Annotated in this window: 9 protein-coding genes; all 9 read left to right on the forward strand. The window is 65.4% G+C overall.

Translation table 11 applies throughout. The features are described 5' to 3' along the window. A partial coding sequence (gene tssK / locus KW821_RS21230) for a type VI secretion system baseplate subunit TssK (protein WP_218292831.1) occupies positions 1–1,151 on the forward strand: 1,151 nt, incomplete at its 5' end. Between the two features lie 23 nt (positions 1,152–1,174). Continuing rightward, entirely contained in the window at positions 1,175–1,954 is a 780-nt protein-coding gene (icmH, locus tag KW821_RS21235; RefSeq protein WP_168234846.1) for a type IVB secretion system protein IcmH/DotU, read from the forward strand. Positions 1,955–1,974: 20 nt separating this feature from the next. Next, the gene (gene tssH / locus KW821_RS21240) at positions 1,975–4,602 is read left to right on the forward strand and encodes a type VI secretion system ATPase TssH (RefSeq protein WP_218292832.1); all 2,628 of its coding nucleotides are present in this window, start codon (positions 1,975–1,977) and stop codon (positions 4,600–4,602) included. 2 nt (positions 4,603–4,604) lie between these two features. After that, a complete protein-coding gene (locus KW821_RS21245; protein WP_218292833.1) occupies positions 4,605–6,143 on the forward strand; it encodes a sigma-54-dependent Fis family transcriptional regulator in 1,539 nt (512 codons plus the stop codon). After that, a complete protein-coding gene (vasI, locus tag KW821_RS21250; RefSeq protein ID WP_218292834.1) occupies positions 6,143–6,748 on the forward strand; it encodes a type VI secretion system-associated protein VasI in 606 nt (201 codons plus the stop codon). Before KW821_RS21245 ends, vasI begins: the two co-directional genes overlap by 1 nt. Positions 6,749–6,756: 8 nt before the next feature. Then, a complete protein-coding gene (gene tssA / locus KW821_RS21255) occupies positions 6,757–8,178 on the forward strand; it encodes a type VI secretion system protein TssA (RefSeq protein ID WP_218292835.1) in 1,422 nt (473 codons plus the stop codon). A gap of 30 nt (positions 8,179–8,208) precedes the next feature. Next, a complete protein-coding gene (tssM, locus tag KW821_RS21260; RefSeq protein WP_218292838.1) occupies positions 8,209–11,706 on the forward strand; it encodes a type VI secretion system membrane subunit TssM in 3,498 nt (1,165 codons plus the stop codon). Between the two features lie 44 nt (positions 11,707–11,750). Beyond that, positions 11,751–13,178 carry a VasL domain-containing protein gene (locus KW821_RS21265; protein WP_218292836.1) on the forward strand — a complete coding sequence of 476 codons (1,428 nt, stop codon included), beginning with the start codon at positions 11,751–11,753 and terminating at the stop codon, positions 13,176–13,178. Positions 13,179–13,475: 297 nt separating this feature from the next. Next, positions 13,476–13,666: PAAR domain-containing protein (locus KW821_RS21270; RefSeq protein WP_218292837.1), on the forward strand; the 191-nt coding region annotated here is incomplete at its 3' end.

The following is a 13,666-nucleotide window of genomic DNA, read 5'->3' on the forward strand; positions in this document are numbered from 1 at the left end:
TGGTGGGGGCCACCGGCATCCTGCCCGATGGCACCGTCTTCAATATTCCGAACGACGATGTGCTGCCGACTCCCCTCGAGATCACCGACGCCTCGGTGGCGAACCAGAAGGTCTATCTGGCGCTGCCACTCTCGGTGAGCGGGGTCAACGAGGTCAACCAGGGCGGCCAGGTAGCCACCCGGCTGCAGGCCCATCGCCACGATGTGCGGGATCTGCACAGCGAGGAGGGGGACGTGGTCTCCCTCGAGGTGGGACGGGTCAGCTTGAGGTTGATGCTGGAGCGCGAGGATCGCAGCGCCTACGCGTCGCTGGCCATCGCTCGCATCCTGGACAAGCGTCCGGACGGCGGCCTGGTGCTGGATCCCAACTTCATGCCCTGCAGCATCAGCGTGTCGGCCATCCCGACCCTCAAGCGCTTCCTTGGCGAGTCGGCGGGTCTGGTGGCCGAGCGGGCGCGCAGCCTCTCCCAACGCATCGCCGCCCCCGGTCAGCAGGGGGTCGCCGATGTGGCCGAGTTCATGATGCTGCAACTGCTCAACCGGGCCCAGCCCCAGCTGTCCCACCTCTCGCGTCTCGGCACCCTGCACCCGGAGCGGTTGCACGAGGCGCTGGTGCAGCTGTGCGGCGAGCTGATGACCTTCACCGATGAGTCCCGCCTGCCGCCGGAGTTTGTCGCCTATCGTCACGACGATCATCAGGTGAGTTTCGAGCCGGTGATGCTGGCCCTGCGCCAGGCCCTCAGCACTGTGTTGTCGCCGCGCGCCGTCTCCATCCAGCTGCGCAAGCACCAGTACGGCGTCATGGTGGCCGTGGTGGGGGAGAGCGAGCTGATGCAAAGCGCCGACTTCGTGCTGGCGGTGCGGGCCCGCATGCCCCAGGAGCAGTTGCGCAAGCAGTTGCTGCAGCAGACCAAGGTGGCCTCCAGCGACAAGATCCGCGAGCTCATCAGCCTGCAACTGCCTGGCATTCCGCTGCTGCCGCTGCCGGTGGCGCCGCGCCAGCTGCCCTATCACGCCGGTTACAGCTACTTCCAGCTCGACAGGCAGAGCCCGGCCTGGCAGATGCTGGCGGTGGGCAACACGCTCGCCTTCCACATTGCCGGCGATTTCCCCGAGCTGGATATGCAGCTCTGGGCCATCCGTAGCCAGTGATCGCACCAAGGAAACAAGCAGAGATGACCACGGACATTATCAAGAACGAGCAACTCAGCGATCTGCTGTTCGATCATGCCGAGCAGCTGGACATGGATTCGGACTATTGGTTCCGCCTGCGCGGCCAGAGCATCAACCCCATGATCGATGCGGTGACCCCCTTGCTGGGGCTGGTGCAGCGGGTACGGCTGCTCTCCCGCCACGATCGGGTGCCCGAGCTCTACCAGCGGGTGGTGACCGAGATCCAGGCCATAGAGCAGGAGCTGATGGCCCAGGGTTACGAGAACGGAGTGGTGCTCTCGTTTCGCTACATACTGTGCACCTTCATCGACGAGGCCGTGATGGGCCGCGACTGGGGCAGCCAGAGCGAATGGTCTGAGCACTCACTGCTGACCCGCTTCCACAACGAGACCTGGGGCGGGGAGAAGGTGTTCGTGCTGCTGGCCCGCCTGCAGGAAGACCCGGTGCGTTATCGCGACATCCTGGAGTTCATCTATCTGTGCCTCTGCCTCGGCTTCGAGGGGCGCTACAAGGTGATGAGCCAGGGCCAGGGCGAGTTCGAGCGCATCGTCAAGCAGTTGCACAAGCAGCTCTCCCCCGAGGCGAGCGGGGAGGCACCCAGCGTGTTTCACCTGGACCTTGGCCGTCAGGCCTCCCGCTATCAACTGCGCAAGCAGATATCCCTGCGCAGCCTGTTCATGGGCGGCGCCCTGATCCTGGCCATCATCTTTGGCCTCTATCACCACCAACTCAATAACCAGACCCAGGACGTGCTGCGTCAACTGGGCGAATTATTAAAATAACTGTCTGAGGAGAGCACGCCTTGATTCGTATAGAGCTACCGGTACTGGTGGAAAGACTGAACCCCATCTGTCGTCACATGCTGGAGGAGGCCGCGGCCCTCTGCGTCAACCATCAGGGGGCCGAGATCCGCATCGAGCACCTGCTGCTGAAGATGCTGGATACTCCCTTGTCCGATGTGCGCCAGATCCTCAAGCGGGCCGAGGTGGAGGTCGAGGAGCTAAAAACTCTGCTGCAATCCTCCCATGCCGACAGCGGCTATGGCCAGGGTTATCCCTCCTTCTCGCCGCTGCTGGTGGAGTGGCTGCAAGACAGCTGGCTGCTGGCCTCCGCCGAGCTGCAACATGCGCAGCTGCGCAGCGGCGTCATGCTGCTGGTGCTGCTGATGACCCCCCAGCGTTACCTGCCAGGCTCGGTGACCCGGCTGCTGGCCAACGTCAACCGCGAGCTGCTGCGCCAGCAGTTCGATGAGTGGGTGAAAGAATCTGCCGAGACCCAGGTGACCGTCTCCGCCGGTGGCACCGCCAGCCAGGGCGCCCTGCCGGCCGATGCCAGCCTGCTGGCCCGTTTCACCGTCAACGTGACCGAGCAGGCCCGTCAGGGCAGTCTGGATCCTGTGCTGTGCCGGGATCACGAGATCGATCTGATGATCGACATCCTCTCCCGCCGTCGCAAGAACAACCCCATCGTCGTGGGAGAGGCCGGGGTCGGCAAGAGCGCCCTCATCGAGGGACTGGCGCTGCGCATAGTGGCGGATCAGGTGCCCGAGAAGCTGCGAAGCGTCGAGCTGATGACGCTGGATCTCGGCGCCATGCAGGCCGGCGCCTCGGTCAAGGGGGAATTCGAGAAACGCTTCAAGGGGGTGATGCAGGAGGTGAAAGACGCGGTGCGTCCGGTCATCCTGTTCATCGACGAGGCCCACACCCTGATCGGGGCCGGCAACCAGGCCGGCGGGCTGGATGTCTCCAACCTGATCAAACCCGCCCTGGCCCGGGGTGAGCTGCGCACCATAGCCGCCACCACCTGGGGCGAGTACAAGAAATACGTGGAGAAAGATGCCGCCCTGTCGCGCCGCTTCCAGCTGGTGAAGGTGGGTGAGCCCTCGGCCTCTGAGGCGACCGTGATCCTGCGCGGTCTGCGCAGCATCTATGAGAAGGCCCACGGGGTGCTGATCGACGAGGAGGCGCTGCAGGCCGCCGCCCAACTCTCCGCCCGTTACATCTCCGGCCGGCAGTTGCCGGACAAGGCGATCGACGTGCTCGATACCGCCTGTGCCCGGGTCGCCATCAACCTGACCACGCCGCCGCGCGCCGTCAGCCATTTGCAAAACGAGCTGCGCCAGCGTGAGCTGGAGATCCGCCAGCTGGAGCGCCAGAGCCTGATCGGTTTGGGTGACAACGTCGAGCGGCTGGCCGAGCTGCAGGCCGCCCAGCAGCGCTGCCGCGAGACCCTGCGCGAGCAGGAATCCCAGTGGCAGCAACAGCAGGGGCTGGTACAGCAGATCGTCGAGCTGCGCGCCGCCCTGCTGGCCGAAGAACAGGGCGAGGCGCTGGACCTTGCCGATGCGCCGCTGGATCCCCAGGCCGCCGCCGAGGCGCTGGCCGGGCTCGAGCGCGAGCTGGCCGCCCTGCAGCAGGGGGCCGTGCTGGTCTCGGCCCACGTCGACAAGACCCAGGTCGCGGCGGTGATCGCCGAGTGGACCGGGGTGCCCCTAAATCGCATCTCCCAGGGGGAGCTGGACGTGGTGACCCGGCTGCCGGAGTACCTCGGCTCCCTCATCAAGGGGCAGGATGTGGCGGTGGCCCACCTGCACAAGCACCTGCTGACCGCCCGCGCCGACTTGCGCCGCCCGGGTCGCCCTCTTGGCGCCTTCCTGCTGGTGGGGCCTAGCGGGGTCGGCAAGACCGAGACCGTGTTGCAGATTGCGGAGCTGATGTTCGGCGGGCGCCAGTACCTCACCACCATCAACATGTCCGAGTATCAGGAGAAGCACACCGTCTCCCGCCTGATCGGGTCTCCTCCCGGCTATGTCGGCTTCGGTGAAGGTGGCGTGCTGACCGAGGCCATTCGTCAGAAGCCCTACTCAGTGGTGCTGCTGGACGAGGTGGAGAAGGCCCACCCGGACGTGCTGAACCTCTTCTACCAGGCGTTCGACAAGGGTGAGCTGGCGGACGGGGAAGGGCGTCTCATCGACTGCAAGAACGTGGTGTTCTTCCTCACCTCCAACCTCGGCTTCCAGACCATAGTCGATCATGCGCAGCAGCCAGAGGCGCTGCTCGATGCGCTTTATCCCGAGCTGGCCGCATTCTTCAAGCCGGCGCTGCTGGCGCGGATGGAGGTGATCCCCTACCTGCCGCTCGGCCACGACAGCCTGATCGAGATCGTGGGAGGCAAGCTCGACCGGCTGGTCAAGCTGCTTAAGGAGCGTTTCGGTGCCGAGGTGGTGCTGGAAGACGAGGTGGCCGAGGAGATACTGCGCCGCGCCAATCGCAGCGAGAACGGGGCTCGCATGCTGGAATCCGTCATCGACGGGGCCCTGCTGCCACCGGTATCGCTGCAGTTGCTGCAACGGCTGGCCGCCGGTGAGCCCATCAGCCGGGTACGATTCAGCGTGGCCGAACAGCAGTTCGTGGCCGAGGTGGAGGGCTGAACATGGAACAAGCCCTCGCCTTCGCCCTCGCACTGACGCAGCAGCGTGACGAGCCGCACCTGTGCCACTGGTGGGCCTCGACCCTGCACGCCAGCTTCCAGCCCAAGGGGCTCCTGCTCGGCCTGCTGGATGTGAGCGGTCGCCAGCTGGAGTGTCAGGGCTGGGTCAAGGGGCAGGCCGTGTCGCTGGCGCTGGCGGTGGATGATTTCTCCCACCCGCTGGCCTATGTGCTGCACAAGGCCCAGTCCCGCACCTGGGACTCCCTCCATGGCGGGGCGCGCATCGAGCACGCCGCCTTTCGCGCACTGTTGGCCAACCTCGGCCAGCAGTGCGGCCTGCACGCCTTCCCCCTCAACGATGGCAATGGCAAGCCGTTCGCCGTGCTGGCCATGATGGACGATGCCGAGCGGCTGCAGGAGTGGGTGACCCGTCCCGAGCTGGCCCAGTTGTCCCAGGTGTTTTGCAACCAGCTCACCCTCATCCGCGATCTGGGCCGCAGTCGTCGGGATCAGAGCGTGCTGCGCGACTCCCTGCGTCAGATGAAGGGGGAGGGGCAGATCAAGCGCCAATACGAGAAGCTGCTGGCCGATCAGCTGATCGGTCAGTCGGCGGTGATCCGCGGGTTGCGCGAACAGATAAGCCTGGCGGGTCAGCACAAGCTGACCGTGCTCATCCAGGGGGAGACCGGCAGTGGCAAGGAGGTGGTCGCCCGGCTGGTGCATCAATGCTCAGATCGTGCCGGCAAACCCTTCGTCGCCATCAACTGCGCCGCCATCCCGGAGAACCTGATCGAGAGCGAGCTGTTCGGTTATCAGAAGGGGGCCTTCTCCGGTGCCCTGTCCAACAAGGCCGGGCTGGTGGCCCAGGCCAACGGCGGCACCCTGTTCCTGGATGAGGTGGGCGACATGCCCGCCGCCATGCAGGCCAAGCTGCTGCGGGTGCTCGAGACCCGCAGCTACCGGCCGCTCGGCGCCGAGCAGGAGAGCCACTCCGATTTTCGCCTCATCGCCGCGACCCATCAGCCCCTCAGTCGTCACGTGGAGGAGGGCCAGTTCCGGGCCGATCTCTATCACCGCCTCTGCCAGTGCCTGCTGCTGATCGCCCCCTTGCGCGAGCACATGGATGACGTGCCCATGCTGTGCCAGCACTTCATGGCCCGGTTTGCCGAGCAGGATGGCAAGGCGCTCGGCGGCTTGCATCGCAAGTTCCTGAAGCAGCTGCAGAGCTATGACTTCCCCGGCAACGTGCGCGAGCTGCGCAACCTCTTGGAGGTGGCCTGCGCCCACACCCGCCACGGCGAGGAGGTGCTGCTGGAGGCGTTGCCACCCGAGCTTAGGGAGCGGGTCTGCGTCGAGCTGCCGGGCTATCTCGACGACTACAACCATATCCGGGATCTGCGCCGCGCCATGCAGCAGTACGAGGCCTCGGTCATCGAGGCCAGGCTGCGCCATTTCCAGGGTAACCGGATGCTGGTGGCTGAGAGTCTGAACATTCCCAAGCGCACCCTGGATCACAAGTGCCAGAAACTGGAGGTGAACTGATGAGCGTCCTCGGCCTCTTGCCGCTGCTGCTGGCCGCCGGCAGTGCGGCACCGCAGCCGGACATGAGCGGTTGGCAGCAGTGTCGGCGCGAGCCATCCCCGCTGATCCGGCTGGCCTGCTACGACGCCCTCGGCGGCGCTGCCGACTCGGTGCCAGGCGCTGGGGTAGCCAAGTCTGCCGCCTGGCAGGGGATCTGGGATCAGGAGCTGGCCCGCACTCCCGAAAGCCCGCCCTTCCTGCTGCAAAGCGATCCCGCTCGTGGCAGCGAGACCCTGACCCGCCCGGCCCTGCGCGGGGCGACGCTAGCCATAGGTTGCGTCGACAGCATCACCCACATCCGGCTGCGGCTGGATACGCCCTGGGTCGGCGAGGGGGTGCAGCTTGAGCTCGACGGCTCGCCCAGCAACAGTGCCCAGAGCTGGTTCATCCGGGATCGGGGGCTGCTGCTGGAATACGGCCGCGGCCTGCCGGCCATCGAGGAGCTCAAGCGCTGGCTGGGCCATCGCGAGCTGCAGGTACGGGCCGACAACGGTGCCCTGCTGCGGGTCGACTTGAGCGGCCTGAAAGAGGCGCTGGCCCCGCTGCGTCAGCAGTGTCGCTGGTAGGGGGCGCCATGAGCTATCGACACCCCTGGTGTGCCCGCCTGCTCAGCAGCCTGCCGGATGAACAGATAAGAGGCGCCGTGCTGGCCGATGAGCCGCGCTGGGACTATGTGGAGACCGAGCTGGTCAAGCTGGGCTCCCTGGCCCACAGCCAGGTGGATCTCAACGCGGTGGCGGAGGCCTGCCTCGGCCTGCTGGAGAGCCGCACCAAGGACATGCGGGTGCTGGCCCAGTTGCTGCGCTGCCTGCAACACCCGGCCAAGGCGACCCCCATGGGGGCCGCGCTCAGCCTGCTGGAGGCCTGGGTCAGCGCCTATTGGCTCTTGGCCTGGCCCGGTAACGGGAGCCAGAAACAGCGGCTGATGGTGCAGATCGTCAAGCGCTTCGAGGGCGCCCTGCCGCGGGTGAGCGAGGGCGCCTCGGCGGCCGAGCTGGCCCAGTTGCTGGCCCAGGCCGAGCAGCTGGAAGCCTGCTGGCTGGCCCAGTGCCCGGACAAGGGCGAGCTGCTCGATCCCCTGCTGATGGGGCTGAAGCGGGCCCAGCGCCAGCAGGTGGCCCAGGCACAGGCCGATCGGGGCGAGCCCTCTGGCGCGGCGATCGCTCATGCCAACCAGGTTGCCGCGAGTGGCACCATGGTGCTCAGCGGCGGCGCCAAGAGCGCTGGCATCGAGCTCGACAGCTCCAACGACAGGGCCTGGCGACAGACCCAGCTCAAGGTGGCACAACTGCTGATCGAGCGGCAGCCGGAGGCGGCGGTGGGTTATCGCCTGCGTCGCCACGCCATCTGGGCCGGGATCACCACGCCCCCCATGAGCGGCCCGGGCAATAAAACCCAGCTGGCGCCCATGTCGGTGGACATGGTAGACGAATACCGCGCCGCCATGACGGCCCCGGATCTGGCGCTCTGGCAGCGGATCGAGCAGAGCCTGACCCTGGCGCCCTACTGGTTCGAAGGGCATCGCCTCTCGGCCCAGGTGGCGGACAAGCTCGGGTTTGGCGCGCCGGCCCAGGCCATCGCCCAGGAGCTCGAGAGCTTCTTGCAGCGGCTGCCTGCCCTGCGGGAGCTCGGTTTCAGCGATGGCAGCCCCTTTCTCACCCCGGAGTGCGGCCGCTGGCTGCAACCCGCCAGGGGCGGGGCGGCGGGCGAGGGGGCGTCCAGCCTGGCAGAAGAGATAGCCTTGCGGCACGGGGAGCAGGGGGTGGCCGCGGCCCTGGCCCTGCTCGATGAACGGATGGCGCAGTTGAAAGAGCCAAGAGCCCGCTTCCATGCCCAGTTGGTGCAGGCGGAGCTGTTGGCGCAGGAAGGCATGAATTCGCTGGCTCGCCAGCACTATCAACACTTGTGGCAAGAGGCCAGTCGCCTTGGATTGGCGCAATGGGAACCTGGATTGGTCAGCCGTCTGGAACACCAGGCGGCCCCGCTGTCGAAATGAGTCATTGAGTCGGAGTTGAATCACAATCTTATGTTCAAGACCATCTTTACCTTTCTGCGGCAACAGCTGCCGAAATTGAAACCCTCCTGGCCCCTGCTCGGCGCGGTGCTCTGGGTCGTCGCCCTGATCCTGGTGTGGTGGCTCGGCCCCCGCCTCGAGATCCGGGAGGCCAAGCCGCTCGAGCCGCTGTGGGGCCGGGTGGTATTCACCCTGCTGTGGCTCTGGCTGCTGCTGGGCATCCTCTCCTGGCGCATGTGGCGCAAGATGCAGCAGCTCAAGGCCGAGCGCCAGCACGAGGTCGTGCTGGAGCAGGATCCGGTGAAGGGGCTGCTCGATCGGCAGGCGCTGTTCCTCGGCCGCTGGTTGCAGGCACTCAACGAACACCTGGGCAAGGGGGCGCTCTACGCCATGCCCTGGTACCTGGTGCTGGGGCTGCCCGGCAGCGGCAAGAGCAGCCTGATCCACCGCGCCAACCCGGCCAACAAGCTCAATCCCAGGCTCGACACCGAGCTGCGGGACGTGGCGCAGGATCAGCTGATCGACTGCTGGCTGGGGGAACAGGCGGTGATGCTGGATCCCGCCGGTGAGCTGCTGTCTCAATCCGAACCCGAACTGGATCCGCTGGCGCGCAAGCACGAGCGGCTCTGGCTGCATCTGCTCAACTGGCTCAGTGAACACCGTCGCCGTCAGCCTCTCAACGGCCTGGTGCTGACCGTGGATCTGGCCTGGCTCTCCCACGCCAGCGTGGCCGAGCGCAAGGCCTATGCCCAGCTGATGCGCTTCCGCCTGCAGGAGGTGTCGGCCACCATGAACACCCGCTTGCCGCTCTATGTCACCTTCACCAAGCTGGATCTGCTGCGTGGTTTCGATGTGGTGTATGAGCAGCTCGACAAGGAGGCCCGCGAGGCCGTGCTGGGGGTGACCTTCAACCCGACCGACGGCCAGGGCGACAGCTGGCAGCAGGAGCTGGCTCTGTTCTGGGATCAGTGGGTCGACAACCTCAACCAGAACCTGCCCGAGCTGATGCTGGCCAGGCTGGATGCCGCCCAGCGCAGCGCGCTGTTCTCCTTCGTGCGCCAGCTGGCGGGGCTGAAGGACTATGTGACCAGCCTGCTCGACGAAACCCTGGCCATCGAGGAGAGCAAGCCGCTGCTGGTGCGCGGCGTCTACATCAGCTCCGTCTACCAGCAGGGGGTGCCGTTCGATGCGTTCGCCCAGGCGGCCTCCCGCCGCTACAACCTGCCGGAGCCCATTTACTCGGCCCTGCGCGGGGAGTCCAATACCTATTTCGTGCGCAAGCTGTTCTCCTCCATCATCTTCCCCGAGGCCCATCTGGCCGGGGAGAACCGGCTGCATACCCTCTACCGCCGCCGTCGCATGGTCATCGGCCTTGGGTGCCTGTCGCTGTTCTCGGCGCTCCTCATCGGTGGTTGGCACCATTTCTATCGGGTCAACGAAGAGGCCGGTCGCAACGTGCTGACCAAGGCGCAGGCCTTCACCCAGACCAACGAGCTGGCCGATGAGCACGCCTTCGGGGTGAGCCAGTTGCCACGGTTGAACCTGATTCGCGAGGCGACCCTCTCCTTCGGCAACTACCGCGAGCGTACCCCGCTGGTGGCGGATCTCGGCCTCTATCAGGGGGACGAAATCGGCCCCTATGTGGAAGGCTCCTATCTGCAACTGCTGAGCCTGCGCTTCCTGCCCGCTCAGATGCAGGGGCTGCTGGAGGATCTCGAACAGGCGCCGGCCGGCAGCGAGGAGAAGCTCTCCATCCTGCGGGTGATGCGGATGCTGGACGATGCCTCGGGTCGCAACAAGGATCTGGTGGAGCAGTACATGGCGAGCCGCTGGCAGCAGGCCTTCCCGGGCCAGGGGGCGGTGCAGGAGCAGTTGATGGGTCACCTCGACTATGCCCTCGATCACACCGACTGGTACGGCGCCCGGGGGGCGCGGGATCAGGCCGCCATCACCGCCTTCGTGCCGTTCAAGGAGTCGGTCTATGGCGCCCAGCGCGAGCTTGGCAAGTTGCCCATGCATCAGCGGGTCTACCAGAACCTGGTGGTGAAGGCGGGCGACGTGTTGCCGCCGGATCTCAACGTGCGCGACGAGGTGGGGCCGACCTTCGACACCGTCTTCACCCTGCGCAATGAGAACGCCGGCCAGGTGCCGCGTCTGCTCACTTATCCCGGGTTCAGCGACTTCTTCCTCAAGCAGGACAAGGCGCTGATCGACTTGACCGCCATGGATGCCTGGGTGCTGGGCCAGCGCAAGCTGAGTCAGCTGAGCGAGGCCGACCGCAAGGAGATCACCCGTCAGGTCAACGAGCGTTATGTCACCGATTACGTCAACCAGTGGCAAAAACTGCTCACCAACCTGGACGTGCAACCCCTCGAGAGCCCGGAGCAGGCGCTGGACGTGCTGACCGCCATCACCGGCAACGATCAGCCGTTCCAGCGGGTGCTGGCGGCGCTCGATGACAACACCCGGATCCGCAAGCTCTCCGATGTGGAAGGGGATCCGGCCCAGGCCATCACAGCCCGCATCGGACGTCCCTTCCTGGCCACCAATGCGGCTCTCGGCGGGCGTGGCGAGCAGGGCCCGCTCATCCAGGAGGTCAACCAGAAGCTGGTGGAGTTGCAGCACTACCTGGAGCTCATCGTCAACGCCACCGAGCCGGGTCAGTCGGCGCTCAAGGCGGTCCAGTTGCGGCTGACCAACAAGTATGCCGATCCTGTGTTCGCCCTGCAGCAGTACGCCCGTGGCCTGCCGGCCCCGCTGGACCGCTGGGTGGGGCAGCTCTCCGATCAGAGTTCGCGGCTGGTGATCGATCTCGCCATGTCGTCCCTCAATCAGGAGTGGCAGGACAAGGTGCTGGCGCCGTTCAACAGCCAGCTGGCCGGTCGCTATCCGTTCGAGCCCGGCTCCGCCAAGGATGTGCCCCTGTCCGAGATGGAGCGCTTCTTCGCCCCGAACGGCACCCTGGACAGCTTCTATCAGCTCAATCTCAAACCCATGGTGGAGAGCGGTCTGATGGAAGGGGAGTTCAGTTCGCCGATGCAGGCCGAGCTGGTGAAGCAGCTCGATCGCGCGGCGCGCATCCGCCAGATCTTCTTCAGCCAGCAGGGCAACCTGGAGGTGCAGTTCGCCCTCGAGCCCATCGAGCTCACCGCCAACAAGCGGCGCAGCGTGCTGAACCTGGACGGCCAGCTGCTGGAATACGCCCACGGCCGGCGCACCAAGATCCCGCTGGTGTGGCCCAACACCATGCGTGACGGTGCCGAGAGCAAGATCACCCTGGTGCCGGCGGCCCGGGAGCGCTCGCCGCGCAGCGAAGGCTTCGTCGGACCCTGGGCCATGTTCCGGCTGATGGACAAGGGTGAGCTGACTCAGGTCAACGAGGCCACCTTCGATGTGCGCTTCCCGGTGGATCAGGGGGCCATGACCTATCGCGTCTATACCGACAGCGCGCAGAACCCCTTCACCGGCGGCCTGTTCAGCCAGTTCAGATTGCCTGAATCCCTTTATTGATGATGTCGGGGGCACCTTGTGCCCCCACAGTGTTGGAAGCCCATATGTCAAATAACCAGCAAGGCCAGCAGGCGCTGAAAGTGGGGCGCGACCCCAGGATGTTGCCGGAGTACGAGGCGCTGCGCAGCGAGATCAACAAGCTCAGCCACGCCTCCCGTCCCGAGGTGGACTGGTCCAAGATCCATCAGCTCGCGAGCCTTATCTTCGAGAAACACGGGGTGGATCTGCAGACCGCCATCTACTTCACCCTGGCGCGATCCCGTCTGCAGGGGTTGAGCGGCTTCACCGAAGGCTGCGAGTTTCTGGCCAACCTGATCGTGACCCAGTGGGAGAGCTTCTGGCCGCCGGTGCACCAGGAGCGGGCCCGCATCGAGATGCTGGACTGGTTCATCGCCCGCATCAGCGACGTGATCCGCCAGTACCAGATAAGCCATGAGGACAAGCGCCTGGTCTACCGCTGTGAGCGGGCGCTGCAGCTCATCAGCGAGAAACTGCACAACGCGGGCTTGAGTCGCATCCCGCGGGTCGAGAATCTGGTGCACTTCATCGAGGGTTACACCCACCTGTTCGATGAGGCCGAGATCGTCATCGTCTCCGATGAGCCGGGTCTCAAGGAGGAGCTGCAGATCCCGCCCATGGTGTTCTTCAAGTCCGACATGGATCAAGACGGCGCCGCCTCTGCTTCGGCCACGCCGCATCTGCCCCAGGGCAGCATACTGATCGGTCGCGAGAAGGGGCAGGTCAAACCGACGGTGCTCAAGATTGAGCAACACCGCAGGCAGCGTCCCGCCTGGTTCTGGTTTGGCTGCGGCCTGCTCAGCTGCGCCCTGCCGGCGATGGCCTGGCTCGGCTGGCAACATCAGCAGCAGGAGAAAACGCTGGCCGCCCAGCGCCTGCAGCAACCGGCCGCCGAGCTGCCACGGGCGCTCAGCTATGACGATATCCGCCAGGCCCGCATCGTGCTGGGGGAGCAGACCCTGCAGGGGATGGAGAGCGAGCTGGTGGCACGCTATCAGAGCCAGCTTGCCCGGCTGGAACAGACCTCGCCGCTCTACTGGTATCACTATGGGGAGGGGTTGCGCAGCTCGCTGCAGATGCTCTATCCCGATTCACTGGCGGTCAAGGCGCTGGACAAGCAGTGGCAGACGGCGTTGGCCAGTCAGCAGGGGGATGCCATCGGCGTGCCGACCTATCTGGATGCCCGCGCCGGGGTGGATGCCCTGCTCGAACAGCTGCTGGAGCTGGAGCGTCAGCGCAAGACGGTGACCATCTCCTACCTGAAATCCCAGCTCTATGAGGTGCAGAAGAACCTGATGCAGGGCATCCCGTTCAGCCTGCGTTTGAGCGAGCTGGAGGCGAGAAAGGCGGCGCAGGAGCCCATCACGGCGGCGGATCTGAAGGGGTTGGAGAGCGATCTGAAGGCGCTCAACATCCGCCTCTACCAGCTGCAGCAAGGTGATGGCGGCAGCTGATCATGCTGTCTTGAGCAATAGGTTGCGCAATGTATGGCGGGATTGACTATATGGGCAAGGTTTTGCCACATCCTCACGCTGTCTCGTGCAACCTGTTGCAGCAGTCTTCGCCGCTGGCATGGTGCCATCTCATAAGATGCTGATCTAAAACAATATTGCTGGTTAATTTGCATTGGCACAGAGGCTGCTGGGCTGCTACCCCAAAGTGTATTCAGGCCCATGCTCGCGACGGTGAGCGGCAGGCATGGCGGGACTGTCTCTCGAGACGCCGACCCCTTGCCCACACGGAGAATTCAGATGTGTCCCACTATTGCATTGCTCGGTGACATCGGCACCGACCACGAGGGGTTCCACCCCTCTCCGGTGATTGCCGCGAGCCCGAATGTCTTCCTCGACGGTAAGCCGGTGGCCCGTCAGGGTGACCCGCTGGCGCCCCACGACAAACCCAACAATCCTCCCCATCCGCGCAGCATCTCGGGTGGCGTTGG

This window comes from Aeromonas sp. sif2416 (assembly GCF_019218665.1).
Taxonomy (GTDB): domain Bacteria; phylum Pseudomonadota; class Gammaproteobacteria; order Enterobacterales; family Aeromonadaceae; genus Aeromonas; species Aeromonas encheleia.